Origin of the sequence: Massilia timonae (genome assembly GCF_001866515.1) — a bacterium.
Classification (GTDB): domain Bacteria; phylum Pseudomonadota; class Gammaproteobacteria; order Burkholderiales; family Burkholderiaceae_D; genus Telluria; species Telluria timonae.
The window spans coordinates 4202517-4227454 of the sequence record NZ_JRYB01000001.1 but is presented as its reverse complement, the minus strand read 5'-3'; the positions used below and the strand labels follow the sequence as shown (position 1 = coordinate 4227454).

Annotated in this window: 14 protein-coding genes; 9 read left to right on the top strand and 5 right to left on the bottom strand. The window is 63.5% G+C overall.

Annotation, left to right across the window (positions count from 1 at the left end; translation table 11 throughout):
* Positions 1-31: 31 nt before the first annotated feature.
* Positions 32-1978 (top strand): family 43 glycosylhydrolase, encoded by a 1947-nt coding sequence (locus LO55_RS26875; RefSeq protein ID WP_083415410.1) that lies wholly within the window; start codon positions 32-34, stop codon positions 1976-1978.
* A complete protein-coding gene (locus tag LO55_RS18015; protein WP_071362517.1) occupies positions 1975-2925 on the top strand; it encodes a glycoside hydrolase family 43 protein in 951 nt (316 codons plus the stop codon). Before LO55_RS26875 ends, LO55_RS18015 begins: the two co-directional genes overlap by 4 nt.
* A gap of 1 nt (position 2926) precedes the next feature.
* Here LO55_RS18015 and LO55_RS18010 read toward each other — a convergent pair whose 3' ends face one another.
* A complete protein-coding gene (locus tag LO55_RS18010; RefSeq protein WP_071363846.1) occupies positions 2927-4372 on the bottom strand; it encodes an NAD-dependent succinate-semialdehyde dehydrogenase in 1446 nt (481 codons plus the stop codon).
* Positions 4373-4615: 243 nt separating this feature from the next.
* Here LO55_RS18010 and LO55_RS27055 point away from each other — a divergent pair, with 243 nt between their 5' ends.
* The 4 genes from LO55_RS27055 (at position 4616) to LO55_RS17995 (ending at position 13098) form a co-directional block, all read left to right on the top strand.
* Complete coding sequence (locus LO55_RS27055) at positions 4616-5470, top strand: response regulator (RefSeq protein WP_229410172.1); 855 nt, start codon at positions 4616-4618, stop codon at positions 5468-5470.
* The gene (locus LO55_RS27050; protein ID WP_229410171.1) at positions 5440-6786 is read left to right on the top strand and encodes a putative bifunctional diguanylate cyclase/phosphodiesterase; all 1347 of its coding nucleotides are present in this window, start codon (positions 5440-5442) and stop codon (positions 6784-6786) included. The genes LO55_RS27055 and LO55_RS27050 overlap by 31 nt, the downstream gene beginning before the upstream one ends.
* Positions 6761-12085 (top strand): HAMP domain-containing protein, encoded by a 5325-nt coding sequence (locus LO55_RS18000; protein WP_071362516.1) that lies wholly within the window; start codon positions 6761-6763, stop codon positions 12083-12085. The genes LO55_RS27050 and LO55_RS18000 overlap by 26 nt, the downstream gene beginning before the upstream one ends.
* Positions 12086-12228: 143 nt before the next feature.
* Complete coding sequence (locus tag LO55_RS17995) at positions 12229-13098, top strand: hypothetical protein (protein WP_040776313.1); 870 nt, start codon at positions 12229-12231, stop codon at positions 13096-13098.
* A 69-nt stretch (positions 13099-13167) separates the two neighbouring features.
* Here LO55_RS17995 and LO55_RS17990 read toward each other — a convergent pair whose 3' ends face one another.
* The 3 genes from LO55_RS17990 to LO55_RS17980 are packed head-to-tail and all read right to left on the bottom strand — an operon-like array spanning position 13168 to position 15714.
* Positions 13168-13779, bottom strand: a complete 612-nt coding sequence (locus LO55_RS17990) for a TadE/TadG family type IV pilus assembly protein (RefSeq protein ID WP_071362515.1) — start codon at positions 13777-13779, stop codon at positions 13168-13170.
* Positions 13766-14245 (bottom strand): TadE family protein, encoded by a 480-nt coding sequence (locus LO55_RS17985; RefSeq protein WP_071362514.1) that lies wholly within the window; start codon positions 14243-14245, stop codon positions 13766-13768. The genes LO55_RS17990 and LO55_RS17985 overlap by 14 nt, the downstream gene beginning before the upstream one ends.
* On the bottom strand, positions 14242-15714 hold the full coding sequence (locus LO55_RS17980; RefSeq protein WP_083415408.1) for a pilus assembly protein TadG-related protein: 1473 nt from the start codon (positions 15712-15714) through the stop codon (positions 14242-14244). The genes LO55_RS17985 and LO55_RS17980 overlap by 4 nt, the downstream gene beginning before the upstream one ends.
* A 415-nt stretch (positions 15715-16129) precedes the next feature.
* On the opposite strand from LO55_RS17980, the gene LO55_RS17975 reads away from it, so the two are divergent.
* From LO55_RS17975 to LO55_RS17965, 3 genes are all read left to right on the top strand, one after another.
* The gene (locus LO55_RS17975; RefSeq protein WP_071362513.1) at positions 16130-17521 is read left to right on the top strand and encodes an ethanolamine ammonia-lyase subunit EutB; all 1392 of its coding nucleotides are present in this window, start codon (positions 16130-16132) and stop codon (positions 17519-17521) included.
* A gap of 10 nt (positions 17522-17531) precedes the next feature.
* A complete protein-coding gene (gene eutC / locus LO55_RS17970) occupies positions 17532-18341 on the top strand; it encodes an ethanolamine ammonia-lyase subunit EutC (protein ID WP_071362512.1) in 810 nt (269 codons plus the stop codon).
* A gap of 1068 nt (positions 18342-19409) precedes the next feature.
* The gene (locus LO55_RS17965; RefSeq protein ID WP_071362511.1) at positions 19410-20027 is read left to right on the top strand and encodes an NF038120 family PEP-CTERM protein; all 618 of its coding nucleotides are present in this window, start codon (positions 19410-19412) and stop codon (positions 20025-20027) included.
* A gap of 414 nt (positions 20028-20441) precedes the next feature.
* Here the strand turns inward: LO55_RS17965 and LO55_RS17960 are convergent, their stop codons facing one another.
* A complete protein-coding gene (locus LO55_RS17960) occupies positions 20442-24584 on the bottom strand; it encodes a chemotaxis protein CheB (RefSeq protein ID WP_071362510.1) in 4143 nt (1380 codons plus the stop codon).
* Between the last annotated feature and the right edge of the window lie 354 nt (positions 24585-24938).

The window sequence follows — 24938 nt, the reverse complement described above, 5'->3', positions numbered from 1 at the left end:
TCTGTCCATCCTGTACGGAACCCGACCCGGCATGCATCGTCTCGTCTCATCGATCATCGCATTCGCGGCCACCGCCCTGTTCTCGGTACAGGCGCAGGACGTGGCGCCGGCGCCCGCGCTCGAGGGTTTCACCGCCGACCCGTCGATCAGGGTGTTCGGCGACACGTATTATCTTTACCCGACGTCCGACAAGCCGAACTGGATGACCACCGACTTCTCGGTCTGGTCCTCGAAGGACCTCGTCAAGTGGAAGAAGGAGCGGGTGGTGCTGGACGTCGCCAACGATGTGAAGTGGGCGAATATCAAGGCCTGGGCGCCCGATGCCATCGAGCGCAACGGCACGTATTATTTCTACTTCAGCGCCGACCACAAGATCGGCGTGGCCACCGCCAAATCGCCGCGCGGACCGTTCGTCGACGCCCTCGGCGCGCCGCTGCTGGTGCGCAGCAGCACGATGACGACGAATACGATCGATCCCTACCCCTTCATCGACGACGACGGCCAGGCCTATCTGTACTGGGGCAACGGCATCGAGGCCAACGCCTACAAGCTCAAGCCGGACATGGTCAGCGTCGAAGGCGAGGTGCATCGCATCCCGATGAAGGATTTCCGCGAAGGCGTGGTGGTGTTCAAGCGCCAGGGCAAGTATTACTTCATGTGGTCGATCGACGACGCGCGCAGCCCACATTACCGGGTCGGCTGGGGCACGGCGGATTCGCCATTGGGAGCGGTGAAAGCGGCGACGAAGAACTTCATCGTCCTGCAAAAGAACGGCGCGGCGGTCGGCACCGCCCACCACAGCGTGGTCCAGGTGCCCGGCACCGACCGCTGGTATGTGGCCTACCACCGCCATGCCATCCCGGACGGCAACGGCTACCAGCGCCAGACCGTGCTGGCGAAGATGAGCTTCGACGCCGACGGCAACATCCTGCCGATGGACCCGATGCAACCGGCCTTCCAGCCTGGCGACGTCGGCGAGCCGATCGTCGACGGCAAGGGCTTGAACGGCGACGTGTCCGCCGACCGACCCAACTACCTGCTGGTCCACTTCACCAGCGAGACCGCCGACGGCGAGCAGATCCACTTTGCCACCAGCCGGGACGGCTATCTTTGGTCCGACCTGAACGGCTCGAAGCCCATCCTGCGCAGCACGATGGGCGAACGGGGCGTGCGCGACCCGGCGATCGTGCGCTCGCCACGGGGCGACAAGTTCTGGATCCTCGCCACCGACCTGCGCATCGCCAACGGCAAGGGCTGGCAAGCCGCCATGCACGAGGGCAGCACGAAACTGATGATCTGGGAATCGACCAACCTGGTCGACTGGTCGGCCCCGCGCCTGGTGGACGTGGCCGGCGCCATTCCCGACGCCGGCTGCGCCTGGGCGCCCGAAGCCATCTACGACGAGCGCAGCGGCGACTACCTCGTCTACTGGGCCACGATTTCGCCGGCCGGCGGCGTCACCAAGCCGCGCATCTATTATTCACGCACGCGCGACTTCGTCCGCTTCACGCCGGCCACGCTGTATATCGACCGTCCCGGCGCGCATGGCCTGATCGACACCCAGATCGTCAAGATCGACGATCCGCGCTCACGGTATCGCTACGTCCGCGCCTCCGGCGATGGCCAGCTGACGCTGGAGGGCGCCAACGAGCTCCTGGGCCAGTGGGACATCCTGGGCGACCTGCGGCCGCTCGGCCTGACCGGCAAGGACGTCGAAGGGCCGATCCTGTTCAGGATCGCGCAGACCGGCGAATGGGCCATGTGGGTCGACCAGTACGCGCGCAAGGCCGGCTACCTGGCGCTGACCAGCGACGACCTGACGCGGCCGGAGCGCTTGCGGCGCGCGGACCCGGCCAGGATCGACCATGGCCACAGCAAGAAGCGCCACGGCGCCATCCTGAATATCAGCAGCGACGAATACCGGCGGCTCCTGGCCCGCTGGCCTGCTGCCGCGCCACGCACAGCGAGCCCGCCATGATGCGCAACCTGCCGCCCGCCCTCCTCTTCTGCATCGCCACCGGCGCACATGCCGCCAACCCGATCGTGACCGACATCTTCACCGCCGACCCGGCCGTGGTGGTCGACGGCAAGCGCCTCTACCTGTACACGGGCCGCGACGAAGCCAGGCCGGGCGAGACGACCTACAGGATGAACGAGTGGCGCGTGTTCTCGACCTGCGATATGCGCAACTGGACCGATCACGGCGTCGCCGCCACGGTCAAGACCTTTGCCTGGGCCAAGGCCGATGCGTTTGCCGCCGACGTCGTCAGGCACAAGGGAAAATATTATCTGTATGCGCCGGTCAAGCACGCCACGATCCCCGGTTTCGCCATCGGCGTCGGCGTGTCGGACACGCCCACCGGGCCGTTCAGGGATGCGCGCGGCTCGGCCCTGGTGACCAACGACATGACGCGCGAGACGCCGAACGGCTGGGACGACATCGACCCGGCCGTGTTCGTGGACGACGACGGCCAGGCCTATCTGTACTTCGGAAACAAGGTGCTCAAATACGCCAAGCTCAAGCCGAACATGATCGAGCTCGATGGCCCGATCCGGACCATGGGCCTGTTCAATTTCGAAGAAGCGCCCTGGCTGCACAAGCGCGACGGGGTGTACTACCTGAGCTATGCGAGCGGCCTGCCCGAGGTGATCGCCTATGCGACGGGCCCGAGCCCGACCGGCCCCTGGACCTATCGCGGCGTGATCATGGACAAGAACAAGGTGACGCACACGATCCACCAGGCCTTCGCCGACTTCAACGGCAAATCCTATGTGTTCTACCATAACGAGATGGTATCGAACGCCGATTACCGCCGTTCGGTAGCGGTCGAGGAATTCAGCTACGGGAAGGACGGCGCGATACCCCGCATCGCCCAGACCCGCGCCGGCCCGGCGGCCAATCCGGCGCCGGGCTGCAGCAACTAGATCAGACTCCGACCATCGAAACGGCCTTGGTGTTGAGGTAGGATTCCAGCGCCTCCGGACCGCCTTCGGAGCCGTAGCCCGAATCCTTGATGCCGCCGAACGGCAGTTCGGCGCTCGGCGTGGCCGGCTGGTTGATCCACAGCATGCCCACTTCGACGCGGTTCATCAGGAGCTGGGCGTTCTTGATCGAGCTGGTGAAGGCATAGCCGGCCAGGCCGTACGGCAGGCGGTTGGCCTCCTGGATCGCATCCTCGAGGCTGTCGAAGCCGCGGATCGCCGCCACCGGGCCGAACGGCTCGTCGTTGAACACGCTCGCCTCCAGGGGCACGTCGGCCAGGATGGTCGGGGCGAAGAAGTTGCCGGCGTCGCCGACACGCGCGCCGCCGGTGGCGACCACTGCGCCCTTGGCGCGCGCGTCGTCCACCAGCTGCGACATCGCGGTCAGGCGGCGTGGATTGGCCAGCGGCCCGAGCGTGGTGCCTTCCTGCAGACCGTCACCGAGCTTGAGGCTTTCGGCATGCTTGACCAGCGCGCGGGTGAACTCGTCCTTGACCGCGTTGTGCACCAGGAAGCGGGTCGGCGAGATGCACACCTGGCCCGCATTGCGGAACTTGGCGCCGCCGGCGGCCTTGACGGCCAGCGCGACGTCGGCGTCGGCCGCGACGATCACCGGCGCATGGCCGCCCAATTCCATCGTCACGCGCTTCATGTGGGCGCCCGCCAGGGCCGCCAGCTGCTTGCCGACCGGGGTCGAGCCGGTGAAGGTGACCTTGCGGATGACCGGGTGCGGGATCAGGTAGCCGGAGATTTCGGCCGGGTCGCCGAACACCAGGCCGACCACGCCCGGCGGCACGCCGGCGTCGACGAAGCACTGGAACAGCGCGGCCGGCGACGCCGGGGTTTCTTCCGGCGCCTTGCACAGGAAGGAGCAGCCGGTGGCCAGCGCCGCGGCCAGCTTGCGCACGACCTGGTTGATCGGGAAGTTCCACGGCGTGAAGGCGGCGACCGGGCCGACCGGTTCCTTCAGCACCAGCTGCTGGGCGGCCGGATTGCGCGACGGGACGATGCGGCCATACACGCGCATGCCTTCGGCGGCGAACCAGTCGATGATCTCGGCGCCGGCCATGGCTTCCATCTTCGCTTCGGCCAGCGGCTTGCCCTGTTCCTGGGTCAGGAGGCGCGCGATGTCGCCGGCGCGCTCGCGCAGCAGGTTGGCGGCGCGGCGCATGGTGGCGGCGCGCTCGGCTGCGGGAACGAAGCGCCAGGCCTCGAAACCTTTCTGGGCGGCGGCCAGCGCGCGGTCCAGGTCGGCGATGGCGGCATGGGCCACGTTGCCGATCGGCTGTCCGGTGGCCGGGTTGACCACGGGAATGGTCTTGCCGCCGGTGGCGTCGACCCATTCGTTGGCGATCAGGAGGCGGATGTCGGGATAGCTGGAGGTCGTCATGAGCATCAAGGTCCGGTTGGTAAAGCGTTCATGATAGTCCTTTTCGCGAAGGTTGGCCGAGAGCGCCACGATATGGCCGCTCACGCCCGGCCCTGCCGGCCACGGTCTAGGCAAGGACGGCGCGTATCGTGCGCCCGGTCGATATTTGTGGCCAGGTGACATAGAATCACCCGGCATTCGTACCTGATTCAGATGTCCACGGAAAGTGCACACCTGCGCCCGCTGGACCGCGGAGTACCTGCCATGCTCATCCCCCAAGCCCGCGTCGCCCCCGCCGCGAACCAGGAGGCGCCGGCGGTCCTGCTGGTCAATGACGACCCGGGCGCGCTGTTCGCCCTGCGCAGCGTGCTCGGCGACCTCGACGCCGACCTCGTCACCGCCAGCTCCGGCGAACAGGCCCTGCTGCGCCTGCTCAAGCAGGATTTCTGCGTCATCCTCATGGACGTCAAGATGGCCGGCCTGGACGGCTTCGAGACCGCGCGCCTGGTGCGCGCCCGGCCGCGCTCGCGCGCCACGCCGATCGTGTTCCTGACCTCGCACCGCGCGAGCGACCTCGATCGCAGCCGCGGCTTCGAGGTGGGCGCGAGCGACTACATGTTCATGCCGGTGGCGCCCGAAGTGCTCAAGGCCAAGGTCCAGGCCTTCCTCGATGACGCGCCCGAGCGGCGCCCCGTGCGCGCCCTGGCGCCCGGGGCGCACGGCGAGGCGCCGGACGCCGGCATCGAACGCCTGATCCTCGAGCACGCGGGCGACTACGTCGCGCTGCTCGACCCTTCCGGGGCCTGGCTGTACACCAGCCCCAGCTACCGCGCCGAGTTCGGCGCCGCCGTCGGCCCCGGCGCGCGCTACCTGGAGATCGTGCAGGTGGACGACCGCGAGCGGGTGCGCGCCCTGGTCGAGCACCCGCCCGCCGGCGAATCCCACTGGCGCCTGCAGTACCGCGTGCTGGGCCGCAGCGAGCGGTATTTCGAATCCGACGCCAGCCTGATCCGGGCGCCGAACGGCGCCGTCTCGCAACTGGTGCTGATCTCGCGCGACATCACCGAGCGCAAGGAAATGGAAGCTACGTGCTGCACCAGTCCTTCCACGACAGCCTGACCGGCCTGCCGAACCGGCTCTTGCTGCTCGACCGCCTGGGCCAGGCCACGGCCCAGCGCGAACGCCAGCGCGCCCAGGTCGCGGTGCTGTTTCTCGACCTCGACCATTTCAAGGAAGTCAACGACACCCTCGGCCACGCCGCCGGCGACCGCCTGCTGCAGGTGGTGGCCGAGCGCCTGGCCGCCAGCGTGCGCGAGGGCGATACGGTGGCGCGGGTCGGCGGCGACGAATTCGTGGTGATGCTGGTCGAGCTGCACCAGCTGGCCGACGCCGCGCTGGTGGCCGAGAAGATCATCTCCGCCGTCTCGGAAGCCTGCCAGATCGAGGGCAGCGAGCTGCACATCATGCCCAGCATCGGGATGGCCATCTTTCCCGGCGACGGCGGCGACCCCGACACGCTGCTGCGCAACGCCAACATCGCGATGTACCACGCCAAGCGCGACGGCGGCGCCCACTACTGCTTCTTCACGGCGCAGATGCAGGAGGTGGCCAGCCACCGCCTGGCGCTCGGCAGCGCGCTGCAGCGCGCGATCCGCAACGACGAGTTCGTGATGCACTACCAGCCCAAGGTGCGGGCCGCCAGCGGCGCCATCATCGGCTTCGAGGCCCTGATCCGCTGGCCGCAGGCCGACGGCGCCACGATCTCGCCCAGCCAGTTCATCCCGATCGCCGAGGAAACCGGGCGCATCGACCCGATCGGCGCCTGGGCGATCCGCCAGGTGGCGGCCGAGCTGCAGCGCTGGACCGGGCTCGGCTTCGCCGACGTCCCGATCGCGGTCAACGTCTCGGCGCTGCAGTTCCGGCGCGAGGACGTCGCGCGCAGCCTCGGCGCCGCGGTGGACGCGGCGCGCATCCAGCCGGCCCTGCTCGAGGTCGAGCTGACCGAATCGGGCGTGATGAGCAACCCGGCCCAGGCGATCGAGACCCTGCACCAGAACCACGCGCTGGGCATGACGATCGCGATCGACGACTTCGGCACCGGCTACTCTTCGCTCGCCTACCTGAAGCGCTTCCCGATCGACAAGCTCAAGATCGACGCCTCCTTCGTGCGCGACATCGCCACCGACCCCAGCGACGCCGCGATCGTGCTGGCCATCATCGGCCTGGCCCACGTGCTCGAGCTGACCGTGATCGCCGAAGGGGTCGAAACCCGGGAACAGGTGGACTTCCTGGTCGCCCACGGCTGCGACGAATTGCAGGGGAACTACTTCAGCGCCGCGGTTTCCAACGAAGATGCGGTCGGCCTGCTCAGGCGCGGACCGTTCCGCATCGAGGCCACCAGGGAACATCATGACAACCGAGCAGGCGGCGCCTGAGCGCCGCGTCAAGGCGCGTCGCACGCCGGGCCGGCGTGCGCTCGACGCCGCCGCCCACGAACGCCGCGGCGGGCGCGCCGGGGCCGGCATCGGCATTGGCGCGCCCGACGGCGCGGGCGGCGCGCCGTCCCAGGCGCTGCTGCTGGACGCGCTGATGGCCTTGCGCGCGGGCGACTTCAGCGTACGCCTGCCGCACGACTGGACCGGCATCGACGGCAAGATCGCCGACGCCGTCAACGACATCGTCGCCACCCACGGCAAGCTGGCCGGCGCGGTCGAGCAGGTCTCGGTGGCGGTCGGCATCGAGGGCCGCCTGGGCCAGCGCATGATGCTCGACAAGACCGACGGCGCCTGGGGCGACGAGGTCGACGCCATCAATTCGATGATCGACAACCTGGTGCAGCCGGTGCGCGAGGTCGGCCGGGTGATCGGCGCCGTCGCGCGCGGCGTGCTCACCGAGAGCATGCTGCTCGAGATCGAAGGCCGTCCGCTGCGCGGCGAATTCCTCAAGAACGCCAATACGATCAACACCATGCTCGACCAGCTCAACAATTTTTCGAGCGAGGTGTCGCGGGTGGCGCGCGAAGTCGGCACCGACGGCAAGCTGGGCGGCCAGGCCCAGGTCGAGGGCGCCTCGGGCGTGTGGCGCGACCTCACCGACAACGTCAACCGCATGGCCAGCAACCTCACCGGCCAGGTGCGCAACATCGCCGAAGTGACCACCGCCGTGGCCGAGGGCGACCTGTCGCACAAGATCACGGTCGACGTCAGCGGCGAGATCCTGCGCCTGAAGGACACCATCAACCTGATGGTGGACCAGCTGAACGGCTTCGCCGGCGAAGTCACGCGGGTGGCGCGCGAGGTCGGCCTTGAAGGCAAGCTGGGCGGCCAGGCCGAGGTCAAGGACGTGGGCGGCGTATGGAAGGACCTGACCGACAGCGTCAACGCCATGGCCAGCAACGTCACCGGCCAGGTGCGCAACATCGCCGAGGTGACCACCGCCGTGGCGCGCGGCGACCTGTCGCGCAAGATCACGGCCGACGCCCGCGGCGAGGTGCTCGAGCTGAAGAACACGGTCAACATCATGGTCGACCAGCTCAACGCCTTTTGCAGCGAGGTGACGCGGGTGGCGCGCGAGGTCGGCACCGAAGGCAAGCTGGGCGGCCAGGCCGAGGTGAAGGACGTGTCGGGCGTGTGGAAGGACCTGACCGACAGCGTCAACGCCATGGCCGGCAACCTGACGGTGCAGCTGCGCGACGTGTCGAAAGTCGCCACGGCGATCGCCAACGGCGACCTGGGACGCAAGATCACGGTCGAGGTCCAGGGCGAGATCCTGCAGATCAAGGACGTCATCAACGTGATGGTCGACCAGCTCAAGAGCTTTTCGGGCGAGGTCACGCGGGTGGCGGTCGAAGTCGGCACCGAGGGCCGCCTGGGCGGCCAGGCCGAGGTCGAGGGCGTGTCGGGCGTGTGGAAGAACCTGACCGACAGCGTCAACCTGATGGCCAGCAATCTCACCGACCAGGTGCGCAACATCGCCACCGTCACCACCGCGGTGGCCAACGGCGACCTGTCGAAGACCATCACTGTCGATGTCCATGGCGAGGTGCTGCAGCTCAAGCAGACCATCAACACCATGGTCGACCAGTTGCGCGGCTTCGCCGGCGAAGTCACGCGGGTGGCGCGCGAGGTCGGCACCGAGGGCCGCCTGGGCGGCGAGGCCTACGTGCCGGCGGTGGCCGGCGTGTGGAAGGACCTCACCGACAACGTGAACCTGATGGCCAGCAACCTGACCGGCCAGGTGCGCAATATCGCCACCGTCACCACGGCGGTGGCCAATGGCGACCTGTCGCGCAAGATCACGGTGGACGTGCAGGGCGAGATCCTGGAGCTGAAAAACACCGTCAACATCATGGTCGACCAGCTCAACGCCTTCTGCGCCGAAGTCACGCGCGTCGCGCGCGAGGTGGGCACCGAGGGCCGGCTGGGCGGCCAGGCCCAGGTCAAGGGCGTGTCGGGCGTGTGGAAGGACCTGACCGACAGCGTCAACCTGATGGCCGCCAACCTGACCGACCAGGTGCGCGGCATGGCCAAGGTGGTGACCGGGGTCGCCGTCGGCAACCTGAAGCAGAAGATGGTTGTGCCGGCCAAGGGCGAGGTGGCGGCGCTGGCCGACACCATCAACGACATGGTCGACACGCTGGCCACCTTCAGCGACCAGGTGACGCGGGTGGCGCGCGAGGTGGGCGTCGAGGGCCGCCTGGGCGGCCAGGCGACCGTGCCCGGCGCCGCCGGCAGCTGGCGCGACCTGGTCGACAACGTCAACGAGCTGGCCGCCAACCTGTCGACCCAGGTGCGCGCGATCGGCGAAGTGGCGACCGCCGTCACCAAGGGCGACCTCGGGCGCTCGATCGCGGTGGCGGCGCGCGGGGAAGTGGCCGACCTGAAGGACAACGTCAACCAGATGATCCGCAACCTCAGGCAGACCACCGAGCGCAACACCGAGCAGGACTGGCTCAAGACCAACCTGGCGCGCCTGAACCGCATGCTGCAGGGCCAGCGCGACATCATGACCGTCTCGCGCATGCTGCTGTCGGAGCTCGCGCCGCTGGTCGCGGCCCAGCACGCGGTGCTGTACCTGATGCAGGCGCCGCGCCACGGCAAGGCTGCGCCGGGCGCCTCGGGAACACCCCCAATGCTCACGCTGATGGCCAGCTACGGCTACCAGGAGCGCAAGAACCTGTCGCGCGAGTGGCGCGTCGGCGAAGGCCTGGTGGGCCAGGCCGCCTTCGAGAAGCAGCGCGTCCTGGTGGCCAACCTGCCGGACGACTACATTCAGATCGTGTCCGGGCTGGGCCAGGCCAGCCCGCGCAATATCGTGCTGCTGCGGATCCTGTTCGAGGGCCAGGTGAAGGCGGTGATCGAGCTGGCCTCGTTCGAGGCGTTTCAGGCGATCCACCTGAACTTCCTGGACCAGCTGTCGGACGGCCTGGGCATCGTGTTCAATTCGATCGAGACGGCGTCCGGCACCGAGATGCTGCTGCGCCAGCAGGCGCAGAAGCTCGAAAACGAATTCAAGTCGCAGCAGACCGAACTCAAGGACATCAACGCCGAGCTGGAACGCAAGGCGCACCAGCTGGCCGACCAGAATACCGAGGTCGAAGCCAAGAACCGCCAGATCGAGGAAGCACGCCGCAGCCTGCAAGAGAAGGCCGAGCAGCTGTCGCTGACCTCGCGCTACAAGTCCGAATTCCTGGCGAATATGTCGCACGAGCTCAGGTCGCCCCTGAACAGCCTGCTCCTGCTGGCCGAGCAGCTGCGCCTGAACCGCGAGCGCAACCTGAGCGACAGGCAGATCGAGATGGTGAAGGTGATGTATTCGTCGGGACGCGACCTGCTGAACGTGATCAACGACATCCTCGACCTGTCGAAGATCGAGGCCGGCAGCGTCTCGCTCGACCTGGCCGACGTCGCGCCGGCCGCGCTGGCGGCCGACCTCGAGAAAAGCATGCGTTACCAGTTCGAGGCCAAGGGGCTGACGTTCCGGATCGACTTCGCGCCCGACCTGCCGCCGGTGCTGCGCACCGACGGCCAGCGCGTCAAGCAGTTGCTGACCAACCTGTTGTCCAACGCCCTGAAGTTCACCTCGAAGGGCGGCGTGACGCTGGCGGCGCGCATCGCCGGCAGCGGCTGGACGCGCGACCAGCCGGCGCTGGAACATGCGCCGCGGGTGGTGGCCTTCAGCGTCACCGACACCGGCATCGGCATCCCGCTGGACAAGCGCCAGATGATCTTCGAGGCCTTCCAGCAGGCCGACGCCAGCACCTCGCGGCGCTACGGCGGCACCGGCCTGGGCCTGGCGATCAGCCGCGAGATCGCGCGCCTGCTCGACGGCGAACTGAGCGTGGAGAGCGAGGAAGGCGTGGGCAGCACCTTCACCTTCTTCCTGCCGCAGCAGGCCCCGGGGACCGCTGCGCCGGATGGCGACGCCATCCGCCAACGCCTGAACCATCGCATGCGCAATGGCGGCAACGGCAACAACAGCGCGCCCGCCGGCCAGGCCAGCGGCGCCTCCGCCGCAGCGTTCCCGCATGCGCCGGCGCCTCAGAGCGCCCCGCTGCTGCTGGTGATCGAGGACGACCCGGTGTTCGCGCGCACGCTGCAGGACATGGCGCGCGAGCGCGGCTTCGACACGCTGGTCGCGGACAACGGCGAGGACGGCTTCATGCTGGCCCAGCGCAACCGGCCGGATGCGATCACGCTCGACCTCGAGCTGCCCGACACCGACGGCTGGGACGTCGCCGACCGCCTCAAGGCCGACCACGCGACGCGCGCCATTCCGGTGCACGTGATCTCGGTGCGCGACCGGCCCGGACGCGGCGCACGGCACGGCGTGGCCAGCTACACCACCAAGCCGGCCGACCTGGCGACGCTGGCCCAGGTGTTCGCCGACCTGACCGCCCAGCTGGCGCCGCCGATCCGGGTCCTGCTGCTGGTCGCCGACAACCGCGCCCGCCGGGAGGCGATCAGCCAGGTGCTGGCCGGGCCAGGACGGGCGCTCGACCTGGTCGCCGACGCCGCGGCGGCGCTGGCCGCGCTGGAGCGGCATGCCTATCAGGGCATCGTGATCGACGTCGACCTGGCTGCCGCGAACGGCATGGATTTGCTGCGCAAGATGCGCGGCGATCCGGTCCTGGCGCACATCCCGGCCGTGCTGTACGCCGAGCGCGTGCTCGATCCCGCCACGCTCGAGCAGGTAGCCGAGCTGGATGCGGCGGTGCTCGGCCATGACGGACAGTCGCTGGCCGAGAAGACGGCAGCGGTATCCGCCTTCCTGGAACGGATCAGGGAAGACGTCGAGGCTTCCGCACCCGACCCGGCCGCACGCCCGGAGGCCGCCGAGATCCTGCACGGCAAGTGCGCGCTGATCGTCGACGACGACGTGCGCAACATGTTCGCGCTGACCGGGATGCTCGAGAACGCCGGCATGATGGTCAATGCGGTCGAATCGGGCGAGGAGGCGCTCCGGCAGCTCGACATCCATCCCGGCATCGACATCGTCCTCATGGACATCATGATGCCGGACCTGGACGGTTACGAGACCACGCGCCCGATTCGCGCCGATCCCCGCTTCGCCCACCTGCCCATCATTGCCCTCACGGCCAAGGCGATGCTGGAGGATCGCGCCAAGTGCCTGGCGGCGGGGGCGTCGGATTATGCGTCGAAGCGGGTGGATAGCGGGCAGTTGCTGGCGCAGCTGGGGGTGTGGCTGGATCGGCAGGCGGTGGACCGGGAGTAGGCAGTCTTTCGAACCCGCGTCCCCTGGTGCTGGCGGTCCCGGCAGCTGCGCGCCGTCAACCCGGGAATCCGAAAGCCGGCTATGCTCTTCCGACTATCAAGTCGGTCGGCCGTTCGAACGCATTGGGATCCTGGTGAGCAACCATGCCGAAGCTTATTCCTGGGGCAGCATTCATGTTGATGTTCGGCCTGGGCGCCGTGGGCGCCATCGAATCGCGGTACACCACCGTCCTGGACAATTTTGCAGCTGGCAACAAGGCAGATAAGGACACCATCAGGATGCGCATTACCATCGCAGGCGACGCGCAGCAGCCCGAGCGGAACGTGCGTATCGGCGATATCCTGTTATGTTCCCGCTCGGCATGCTACCGGGCCCGCACTTCCGGTATCGTCGCTGTCGAAAGCACATCCCGAGGCGTTGCCGAAGTCGTGGCCGATGTGAAACTACCGTTTACAACAGTGACGGATATCTATTTCACCGATGTGGCAGGGATGTCGACCGTCCAAGGCCACCTGAAACTGGAGACGCCGCTCGCGGTCGAAAAAGGATTCCAGGGGCTCGAGCTCATGATCGCCGTGCGCAGGCTGGCATGGCCCGGGCGAACGCGGTATGTTCCGACCGCGGCCGCCAGCATGTATTTCCATCCCGAAGGCCATGTAGTGCGTTACCTGCCGACAGTGCGCACAGTGGCCGCATTACCCTTTGGCGCAACCTTGATCATTCCCGCCGGCGCGCTCGCCAAGCTACAGGTCTTCCATATCGGTGTCAGTGATACTGGCGATGTCTTTCCGATGATAGATATTTATCCGTATATAAAGCTACGCAAGGCAGCTACTGTCCAGGCCATGGCGTTTGCGGGACGCAGTTCCCGCCGTGGTCAGATGGTAGTCCCGGCAGCGATGGGCCCGGCCGAAGGGATGGCCATCCCGGCCCAGCTTGACGCAAGCAGGACGGCAAGGATTTCCCTGATGCAAACCATGTTGGTCAGACCCGGGGCGCTGGAAGGGTTTTAAGCAGCCCGGAATATCGCTGTGGCAACGCGATCGACGCGGCACTGGCGGCGCCGGCGCGCTACCGGATCATCATGGGCACGCGCAGGGAACGCCTGCCGGCATGCCCAATGTCTCGGCGGTCGCGATCGTCATCGATACCGGCAGCCCGAACGAGAACGGCACCATCGACACCAGGCTCCGATAGCTCACCGGATCGCAGTCATCCGCGCTGGCTGTCTGGCATACGCGCACGCGCACCAGCCGTATGCAGCCTTCACTGTAAGGATCGCCGAGACAGTTCGCAAAATTGGCGGCCGGGCTTGCGGGCAACGATCCGGATGGAATCGCCACCATGGTCATCACCCCACCGCTGCGCTGAATCCACATGTAGTCGATGATGATGTGCGTGTCGGTGACCGGCTGTGCGAACAGCAGGAATCCTGGCGAGTCGCGGAAGATGGCGCGCTGACGTACCGCTTGCATGGCTGCGGCATTGCTGAAGTCGGTATTCGTCGCAAGCGCGGCCGCACGACGCGTCACCTCCTGCAGTGTATTGATGACGTACATCGCGCGCGACATTTCGACCATGCCGAAGAACAGCAGAAAGAAGACGATGCCCACGACCGAGAACTCGACGGCAGCGACACCCTGCTGCTTCCTTCTGCGCGTCGGCCCCGTGCGGCGCTGCTCAATTGCCCGCATAGCGCACCGTGACGTCTGCGACCAGGAGCAGCCCGTCTTCGCCGAAGAGCGGGTTGGTGACGAATCCAAAGATCTCGTCATGAATACGTATCCGGACTGCCACGCGTACCGTCGATGGAACGCTCAACCCATCGCAGAGCAGACCGTCGCACAGGACCGACGGCGCCGCCCCGACCAGGCCGGGCCTGATCTCGTCGAGCTCGGCGTTGACAATCGCCTTCGCGAGCGCCGCAACGGCGGGTTCCGCGCCGCCTGTGGAGTCCTGAATTTCCAAGCGGGTCGCCTGGGACATGAATCGTGCGCCGTCGTGGGCCGCCTTTTCCGCCACACTGTAGTACCAGAATATTCTTGCCATAAAAAGGGGAACCGCCAGGAACAGGATCAACACTGGAAGGATGATCGCCGCCTCGACAGCGACGCTGCCGGTCTGCGCACGCCGTGCGCCTCGGTTGAATCGTGCTTTCATGGATAAAGCCTCACTCGCGTACGTAAAGTCTGTTCATCCGCCAGGCCGGCGAACTCGGCGTACAGATGGGTATCGTCGGCCTTCACGGTCATGAAGAATCTGCCGATTCCCTTCACCGTCGCACGCCCCCCCGATACGGGACACGAGAGCAAGGGAATATTCAGCACCCGCCGGTCGCGCACGCCAGCGTTGACGGGAGCCAGACCATACGTCGCGCCGCCGGTCGTATAAGGGGGCGAGGACGGATAACTGGACTTGGCGGTTGGCTCGCCCGGGGTGTACAGGTCTTTCCAGCTCGATGTGGGGAAGGCGGCGTAGCCTCCTGACGGCATGGGATCGGCGAACCGGACTGCCCTGGCGTAAGACCAGAGCGGGCCATACTGCGCGCCGCTCGTCCCGGCCGGCGATGGATAGGGCCCCGCCACGGTCCAGCGCTTGTGATTGTCGTGGTCCTCATACAGTACCGACGCCTGGGCCTGTGGTGTGGTCGTCATCCACGGCACGCTGCCATCATTGAACTTGTAAGGTTTGATGTTCCTGTCGGGCGGCGCGGTGCTGGGGGTGCATGGCGCGGTATATTCATCGAAGCGCGAATTGAATTGTTGGTAGTAATCGCTGAGGGCGAATGGCGACTGAACCGAGACCTTTCCTCCCGATATGCGCGCCATCCCCATCATCCCGGTGCAGACGGACGGCGCGACCGTATTGAAGTCGGCCGCCGCCGCCGACGCGGCGCCGGGGCCGACGAACGGATGGATCAGGAAGGTCTGCCCTGCACCCGCCGATTCGGGGTTCAGTTGCATGAGGTCATAGCCGACACCGCGCCGAAAACCGTATTCTTCCAGCTCGCCATTCCGGTTACGCTTCTCATCATCGTGCATTGCACATATCCCGAATGGCATGACGCCAATCGCAGTCGGGCCAGCCACGGCATGTGCACTTGTCGAGGTCACGGTATCGCCGGACGCGACAACTGGCAGAAACAGGGTCTCCACTTGCCCGTAATCCGGATCCAGTCCCGCGGTATCGATGCGGACGTACAGAAGGCCGTTGGGTGCGCTTCTCGCCGCTGCCTCGCCACTCGTGAGCCATGGACCATCAGGTGAAGCGCCGAATCTGATGGCGTCGTCGGACCAGTCCATCGCTTCCGCCAGGTAGCCATAACTGGGGCCGCCGTACATGACGGGTATCGCAAACAGCGCGGCTGCCTTCTGTGCCGCCTTGGTCAGGCCAGCCCTGGTGCCGTCCAGCTCGATCGCGGCGCTCACCGCAGCGGCGTCGGCGGCGCTCTGGAGTTCCATCTTCCGGTTGTATACGCGGGAAAGGTCCAGTGCCAGGCTGCAGAACCCGCATATGATGATGATCGCTGCAACGCCCATGATTCCTATCGCGCCATGCTCGCGGCCCGGACGCCTGAACGCCACGGGACTAGCGCGTCGCATGTAGGGCGTGCCTCTGTTGATGCCCATGCTGCCTCCTCCGGAATCCACACGCCTTCGAAACACGTATCAGCAAGTCTATTAGTCCTTAGACTATGCAAATTGATTTCTAGCAGTTGGCGCTGGATTTCTGGGAATCGGCATCATTGAATTGCCAGCTGGTGCCGCGTATCGGCCAGCTCGCGCTCCACACCTTGGTCGGACCTGGGCGCTGGTCGGTATCACGCTCTTGCTGGCATACCCAGCGGCGAAATGTCTCCGGTGTGCAGCCGCTCCTCATCGCTTCATTTTTTCAAAATGGAGCCTCCACAAAACTTGGGGCGATTTACATCGAAGCTGCTTGATCATGCGCGCATTCATCATGAATATGTGGCAGGATCGTCATTGGTATAGACCAGGTTACACAGCCCTCATGTCCATCATCTGCAACTGATCGGAACCAGCCATGAGTCAAATTACTCATACCGTAGGCAAACGGACATATACCTTTGCCGACCTGCGCGAACTCCTGGCCAGGGCAAGTCCGGCACGCTCGGGAGACCAACTGGCTGGCGTCGCGGCCGGCAGTGCCGAAGAACGCGTGGCCGCGCAGATGGCCCTGGCCTCGCTGCCCCTCACGACCTTCCTGAACGAGGCCGTCGTGCCCTACGAGACGGACGAAGTGACTCGCCTGATCCTCGACGAGCACGATGCCGGCGCTTTCCAGCGCATCCGCCACCTGACCGTCGGCGACTTTCGCAACTGGCTGCTGGGCGATGACGCCGACACGGCAACCCTGGGCCAGATCGCCCCGGGAGTCACGCCGGAGATGGCGGCCGCCGTGTCGAAGATCATGCGGATCCAGGACCTGGTGCTGGTCGCGCGCAAATGCCGGTCGGTCACGCGGTTTCGCAACACGATCGGTCTGCCGGGAACGCTGTCGACGCGCCTGCAGCCGAACCATCCGACCGATGACGCGTTCGGCATTGCAGCCAGCCTGCTCGACGGTCTGCTATACGGCAATGGCGATGCCGTCATCGGCATCAACCCGGCCACGGACAACGTGCAGCAGGTGATCCGCATCGTCGAGATGCTCGATGAGATCATCGCCCGTTACCAGGTTCCGACACAGTCGTGCGTGCTGACCCACGTGACCAACACGATCGCGGCCATCGAACGGGGCGCGCCGGTAGACCTGGTCTTCCAGTCGATCGCCGGCACCCAGGCCGCGAACGCCAGTTTCGGCATCGACCTCAAGCTGCTGGCCGAAGCGCAGGCGGCCGCCCTGTCACTGGGACGGGGCACGGTCGGCGACAACGTGATGTACTTCGAGACCGGCCAGGGAAGCGCGCTGTCGGCCAACGCCAACCACGGCCTCGACCAGCAGACCTGCGAGGCGCGCGCCTATGCCGTGGCGCGCAAGTTCAAGCCGCTGCTGGTGAACACCGTGGTCGGGTTCATGGGACCGGAATACCTTTATGATGGCAAGCAGATCATCCGCGCAGGACTGGAAGACCACTTCTGCGCCAAACTGCTGGGCCTGCCCATGGGCTGCGACGTGTGCTACACGAACCATGCCGAGGCGGACCAGGACGACATGGACGTGCTGCTGACGATGCTCGGTGTGGCTGGCTGCACGTTCGTGATGGGCATTCCCGGCTCGGACGACATCATGCTGAACTACCAGACGACCTCGTTCCATGATGCGTTGTACGCGCGGCGGGCGCTCGGTCTTGCGCCGGCGCCGGAATTCCACGCATGGCTGCGCGACATGGGCATCTTTGCTGGCGACGGCGAAGTCGCGCTGGGGCGCGGCTTGCCGGCGCCGTTCCAGCACGCGCTGTCGCGGATTACCTGAGGTGAACACGATGTCGGAGACCGTCATCCCCAACCCCTGGCAGGCACTGCGCCAGTTCACGGCCGCGCGCATTGCGCTCGGTCACACCGGCGTCAGCCAACCCACGTCCGCCCAGCTCGATTTCCAGCTGGCGCACGCGCGCGCGCGCGACGCCGTGCACCTGGCGCTCGACACCGATACGCTGAGTCAGGCGATCGAGAGCGCATGGCCGGAAGCGGGCCCGTGCAAGGTACTGCACAGCGCCGCTGCCAACCGCAACGTGTACCTGCAACGGCCCGACCTCGGGCGGCGGCTGGCCCCGGACGCGTGCGCTGCGCTGGCGGCCTCGCGGGCTCCCTCTGTCGAAGCGCGTCCCTACGACGTCGCGTTCGTCGTCACGGACGGCCTTTCCGCGCTGGCAGTCGCACAGAACGCCGCGCCATTCTTGCAGCTGCTGCGCACGCGACTGCTCGCACAGCGCTGGGCAGTCGCACCGCCATCCGTTGTTCTACAGGGCCGCGTGGCGGTCGGTGACGAGGTGGGAGAACTGCTCGGCGCCAAGATCGTTGTCGTCCTGATCGGCGAGCGTCCAGGCTTGAGTTCGCCCGACAGCATGGGCCTGTACATCACGTGGGCGCCGGCCGTCGGCCTGACTGACGAACGGCGCAACTGCATCTCGAACGTACGGCCGGCGGGGCAACCCTATGACGAGGCCGCGGCGCGGCTCCATTACCTGCTGTCCGAAGCGCGCCGGCGGGAGCTGACCGGCGTGGGGCTCAAGGACGAAACCATTGGAACGGTTGCGCTCGATGGCGAGCTAAAGCCCAATTTTCTGCTCTAATCACTGCGTCATCGCGAGGATTGCCACCCCGCGGGCTCTTGCTGGGCACAGAAGCGCCATGGCGAGAGCCATGCTCAGCGGTAGGCAAAGTAGATAGCCCCGGTAACTCCTGGGTCGCCAACAGCTTGTCCGATATTTACGAGGCTCACGGGCTTGACTAGTGATACAACTTTAGCGCTGAAGCGATTGCATGCGGTAGCCGAGTTTGCCACCATCGCTGGCATTTCCGCCCCTATGCTCGCCAGCGCGGAAACGGGCACGCTGGCAGCGTCGACGCAAGCGCGATCCCAGATGATCTGATGGCGCGCGCGCAGCCGTCACAGGTCGGCCTCCTGGACGCGCTGTCACACTGAGCTTGCATGCATTCGTGGGACCGGGGCCGACGCGTCAGCCCACTGCCGCAACCTGGGCAGCGCGGCAAATATTCCCACGGTATCCCAATCTTCAAAACACGCAAAAATACCTGTCAGGGTCGCGCGATCATCGAGACGCGCCCCCCTCCTCTTACCGATCTATGGCGGGTCGACAGATGCGTTGCCACAAGCAAACAAAGGTACTCGGGAAAAAAGCGCTCGCGCCGCGGTACAGGTCCGTCCAGAAAGAGGGCCGCGATATTTCTTAAAAGACGTCCTTGTGCGTCCGTTATCGATCCGAGCAGCGATTTAACCAGTCAAATACAGGCGCGGCCACACGTCACCCACTTATTCTGTTCTTGGCCAATCATGAAGGCTGTTTCGATTGCGGATTCATCTTTCCCTATGCGTATAAATGTTTTCTGAAATTAATGTATGCGTGTGGCGCCTGAAATTTCTTATGCATACAGATTAATACAATTTTAAACAACGTATCGGTATAAGATTTATTTGACAATTCTTGATCGGATACCAGACATAATTTTCGTGGCCGTGATTTCCTTCAATACCCTTCTGTTGCTCAGTGATAATTCGCTGCCCAGATTGCTGTTGAAATGGTCCTCGTCGGTAGGTTAGCCGATGCGTTGTAGAGTTGTAGATTCGTTCATTCATTTTTTATCTTAGGAATAAACCAACCATGGTCCGAAAATTAATAATGGCCTTCACGGCCGCCCTGTTAACAAATTCCGCAATGGCTGCGACAATCGACTTTGAGTCTCAGGATGGTGGCTACGGATACTACGACTACAGCTTTCTTGAAGATGGATTCAAAGTTAGTTATTCAGCGATCGATCCATTCGGATTTTATCTTATGGATAACCCCGCTGACCATTTAGGCATGTGCGGCACCGGCTGCGCTTCAAATGGAACGACTGCATTCTATGGTTTTAATGGGAGTAGTATCACCTTCAATCTCGAGAACAAAGGCTTGTTCTCCTTCACATCATTGGATGTCGCCCAGACCTTTCTTGGCTACGGTCGTCCCTTGACCCTGACGCTCACTGCGATGGGGCTTAATGGCGTCGTAACGAACACGATCTTCGTGGAAGAGAATCTGGCTGAATCATTTTCAAATTTTAACTTTAAAGACTTTGTCAACATTTCGTCACTGACGATCACCGGCGGACAAGAATTCCCGGAGTTTGCGATTGATAATGTCGTCCTCTCTCCCGCAGAGGTTCCAGAACCCGCATCCTGGGCAACGCTGATTGCCGGCCTTGGAATCATTCGCTCAGTTCGCCGCCGGCGCTTGCCCAGTGGCCTCGCCCGATAGAATCGTTGTTCGGTAAATAATATCGAGCTCCGCATTCCTCAGGCTCGCGCGCCAAAGCCAGCTGTCCAGTCTTGCTTGGTCATCGACCCGTTTGACGAACAGCTGGCATTCTGGACGAAATGGGCGTCAAGCCGTGCGAATGCGAACCATGCAGAAGCCAAGTTGGACGTTTGCCATTACACTGCCGGCTTCTACAACCGCGAGTGCTCGCATTCTGTATCGGGCAATCCGCCGCCCGGCGTCCAGGAACGCGGAATGGCAGAGGAAGGACATATCGTCGTGTCTGAAATTACTTGACCTCCACAGTTCAAGAGTGTCTACAATTGTCATGACGATTCACACGTCTCAATATCCTGGCTTAACGCGGAATCCAGCTAGCATTGACAATAGTCACTGGTACCTGCGCGTCGCCGTCTACCGGCTGACCCTGGCTACCGTTGCAATGAACTGATCAAAATCAACCGGTTTTCGAATATGCGTCTCGAATCCTGCGGAGAGCGCATGGCTCACATCGGTAGGGCGGGTGAAGCCGCTCAGTGCGATCGCCGGGGTGCTTGCAGTCGCTTGCAATGTACGGAGCGCCGCCAGTAAAGCGTATCCATCCATCTCCGGCATGCCAATGTCCGAAATAATCAAATCAAAGGTTTCTGCGGCGCCATCCACAAGTTCCAAGGCCTGGGAAGGGCCAGGTGCCGATGTCACTTGCGCCCCTTCGGTTTCCAACAGCGCCGCAAGCGCTTCGACCGTCTCGGTGGCATCGTCTACGAGCAGGATACGCTTGCCAACCAGGCCTCCTGTTTTCAAGGTATCGGTCGACGGCAGCGATGACTGCGGGTTCGTGAGTGGAAAATAGATGCGGAACGTGGCGCCAAGCCCCACTCCCTTGGACTCGGCCTCTACCCTGCCCCCGTGACTGTCGATAAGCTCTTTGACGAGCGCCAAGCCAATACCCATGCCCCCGTACTGCCGGGCGGTACCGTTGTTCCCTTGACGGAACATGTCAAATATATGGGGAAGGAGTTCTGGGGCAATTCCGCTTCCGGTGTCCGTGACCTCGATGCATGCTACATCATCGAATTCACGTCGAACCTGCACGCGCACTGTTCCACCCTGTGGGGTGAATTTCAATGCATTGCTCAGCAAGTTCCACACGATCTGCTCAATCCTGACAACGTCGCCTTGGATGATCAGCTCGCCAGTACAGACATCGGTGTGAAGCGTCAGTTTTTTTTGCCTCGCCTCGTCTTCCATCAGTTTGACGACCTGGCTTACACTTTCCGCAAGGTCGAGCTGCGAATATGTCAGGGTCAGCTTGCCAGTGTGCAAGCGCGACAGGTCCATCAAGTCATCGATGATCCGCGCTTGCCCCTTCACCATGCGCTTGATCGTGTCAGTCCCGCGCGCGACCACAGGAAGCGTGGCGGCCTCGGGAAGACGGCTCAGCATTTCCGCGGTCAGCTGAATCAGATTCAGCGGTTGTTTAAGCTCGTGGGAGAGCACGGCAAAGAATTCATCACGCACTCGCGCAGCCTCCTCCGCCCGGATTCTTTCCTGTTTTTCCGATTCCAGCCTGGCATCCTGCTGATCGTGCCGCCACTTGGAATCGGTCATGTCCCGGGCAATCTTGACGAAACCGCCGATTTCGTCGTCCACCAAAGGCGAGGTAATACCACTGCAAAAGACGCGCGTGCCATTGCGACGCACATGCCAGCGGTCGTCCTCGGAACGGCCGTCCATTCTTGCACGGTGCAGTTCTTCAGTGAATATGCCGGCATCGCGGTCTTCGGGCGTGTACAGGATATCGCCGCCATGGCCGACGATATAGGATGCTGGATAGCCGAACATCCGCTCGGCACCACCGTTCCAGCTGGTGATGATGCCATCGTTGTTCATCGTGGTGATCGCATAGTCGCGGGTGCTGGCTGCAATGAGGCGCATCTGTCGCTCACTGCCAAGCAGCCTTTCTTCGGCCAGCTTGCGACGGGAAATATCGATGAACGACAACACCAGCCCCTCGATCCTGTCTTCCGCCGTGCGATAAGGCAAAAGGCGGGCGATGTACCACGTGCCATCGGTCGTGCCGCGCACTTCACGCTCGACCGGCTGCAGCGTGGAGAACACTTGTTCTATGTCGCTTTCCATTGAGGGATAATCCAGCCGACAATTGATATCGAGGATAGAACGTTCGATATCGGCGCTGATCAGGTTGAACAGTCGCGTGCAGGGCTTCGAATAACGCTTGATGTTAAGGTTGCGGCCGATAAAAAGGATCGCGATTTCGGTTGCCGAAAGAAAGTTCTGCAGGTCGTCGTTGGATTTCGCTGTCTCGTCGACCTTCATCTTCAATTCGCTGTTGACGGTAATGAGTTCCTCGTTAATCGACTGCAATTCTTCCTTGCTGGTTTCGAGTTCCTCAGCAGTCGAACGCAATTCCTCATTGCTCGCCTGCAACTCCTCATTCGATCCTTTCAGATCCTCCAGTGTCGTTTCATATTGTTCGATCGCGGAATGCAAATGCTCCTTCGTCTGCTTTAATTCCTGTTCAAGGTGCAATGCAACGACGTTGTCGCCATCCTGTAGACCGGATGGACTGGTGTCGATCGAACTCTCGCGTTCCTCGAATACCAGCAGCATGACGCCTGTAGCGGCATCGCGGTCGCGAGCGGGATGGATGTTGATGCGGACGAAAATTTCAGCATTCCCATCACGTATCGACATGAAGCGCGTCTGCACATCCACGTGATTCTGTGTCGCCTGGAACAAGGCGGCGCGAAATTCCAGCTGCAGATCTGGATGCAGGGTCGCCATGATGTCGTGCGAGGGCTCGCCGCCTGAATGGCGAAGGAATCTCCAGGCTTGTTTCGTGGCATAGATGATCTGGTGGCTCCGGTTGAGGAGTACGCCGGGAGGGCCAGAGATTTCCACGAGCTTACGGTATAAATCTTGCGGAGAGACGCGCTGCTGGTCCGTGCTGTTTGTCGTCGCCTTGGCGGGTACGCCTTCGGGTCTACCGACGAGGAGCGGCACGTGAAACGCCCGTTCCGGCCGAGCGTTTATGGGCCGATAAATACGGTTTTTCTTGTCGACTGGAGTGAAATAACGTGCGACGGCCTCTGCCGACTCGGCCGTACCCAGAAACAGATAGCCGTTCGGACGCAAGGCGTAATGCAGAATTTCCATCACCTTGGTCTGGATATCCCGATCGAGATAGATCAGCAGGTTGCGACAAGATATCAGGTGCAACTGCGAAAATGGGGGATCCCGCAAGATGTTGTGGATCGCAAACAGCACCTTTTCCCGTATCTCCCGTTTCACGCACAAATGCTCATCCTGTCGGTCGAAATATTGCCGCAGCCGGGAAGGGGTGACATCGGTAACGATCGATCCGGGATACCTGCCGGTGCGTGCCGCGGCAATAGCGCGCTCGTCGATGTCGGACGCAAATACCTGTACTGGCCTGGGTTTGGCCAACAAGCTGTTCTGGTCGGCGAAAAGCATGGCGATCGAGTAGGCCTCTTCGCCGGTAGCGCATCCTACCGACCAGGCACGGACTTGTTCCGTCTCCTTCACCTCCTGGAAAATATGTGGAATGACATCGCGCTCCAACGCGTCAAAAGCGATGCGGTCGCGAAAGAAATTCGTGACGCTGATGAGCATGTCTTGCAGTAATGCTGCCGCTTCCTCGCTGTGCTCTTCGAGGTAACGCCGGTAGGCGACGACATCGGCCAGGCCGCGAACCTGGAGCCGCCTTTCGATCCTGCGCAGGACGGTTGCACGTTTATAGTGTTTGAAATCGTGGCCCGTTCGCTGGTGCAGCAGCTGCAGAATGTCGCGCAGTGCAAGTTCTGCTTGCTGTGCGTGTGCTTCGGCACTATCGATGTAAACGCTCCGCTCCAGATGTCCTGCCGTAGGCAGCTGCAGTACGCGTGCGTTACGGCCTAATTCGAGCAACTTCTGCGGCATCTCGCTTGCCGGCAATACCACGTCGACCGTCCCTCTTTCCAGCGCACTGCGCGGCATGCTGTCGTATTCGGCATCGTCGGGTGACTGGACGAATGTCATGCCCCCCTTTTCCTTGATTCTTGCAATGCCGACTGCACCATCGGAGCCTGCCCCCGACAGAATGACGCCGATTGCCCGTTCCCGATGTACTTCGGCAAGCGTGCGAAAGAACATGTCGATGGCAACATGGCGGCCGCGAGGACGCGCGGCCGAGACGACCTGCAGCGAGCCGTCGTTCATCAATAAATCCAGCGCCGGCGAGATGAGATAGACATGGCCAGCCTCGATGGGCGTGACTTCCGTGACCTGTGTGACCGGCATCCTGGTTTTCGCTTGCAGTATCTTGTCGAGATTGCTTTCGTGCTTTGGCGAAAGGTGGAGGACGACGACGAATGCCATGCCGTTTTCGGCTGGCATTGCCTCAAGAAAGCGGCTCAGCGCCTCGATCCCCCCCGCGGAGGCGCCAATGCCGACAACGGGAAACTCCAGCGTGCTCGGAATGAAATCGCGATCAGGTGGAGGGAATTCCAACACTTTACGTTCGTTATCGTTCATGGAAATACTCACATTGGCCTTTGGGTCAAGGAACGAGCATAACGCGTTTTTTATGTGAAATCCGTGCGGGCGCCGATTAAATATTTGGTGGCGGGCGGTGCGTTGCCTTCACTTGACCATGTACCTGGTTCCATCGAGATCCCCAATTTCTCCGTGCGCGCGCAGTCAAAAATGCGAGTGCCTTGGCACGCCGGATACGTTCTCGACAAAGATCTCAAATGGATGCCGAACCTGTACGCATGTTGTTGCCACAAGTCCTGTCCATATGCCTGCGCCACAAGGCCGCCAAGGTCGATATGCTGCGCTACGATATAGATCGGGTTGAGACTCGTATCCAGGCGAACATCCGTATCC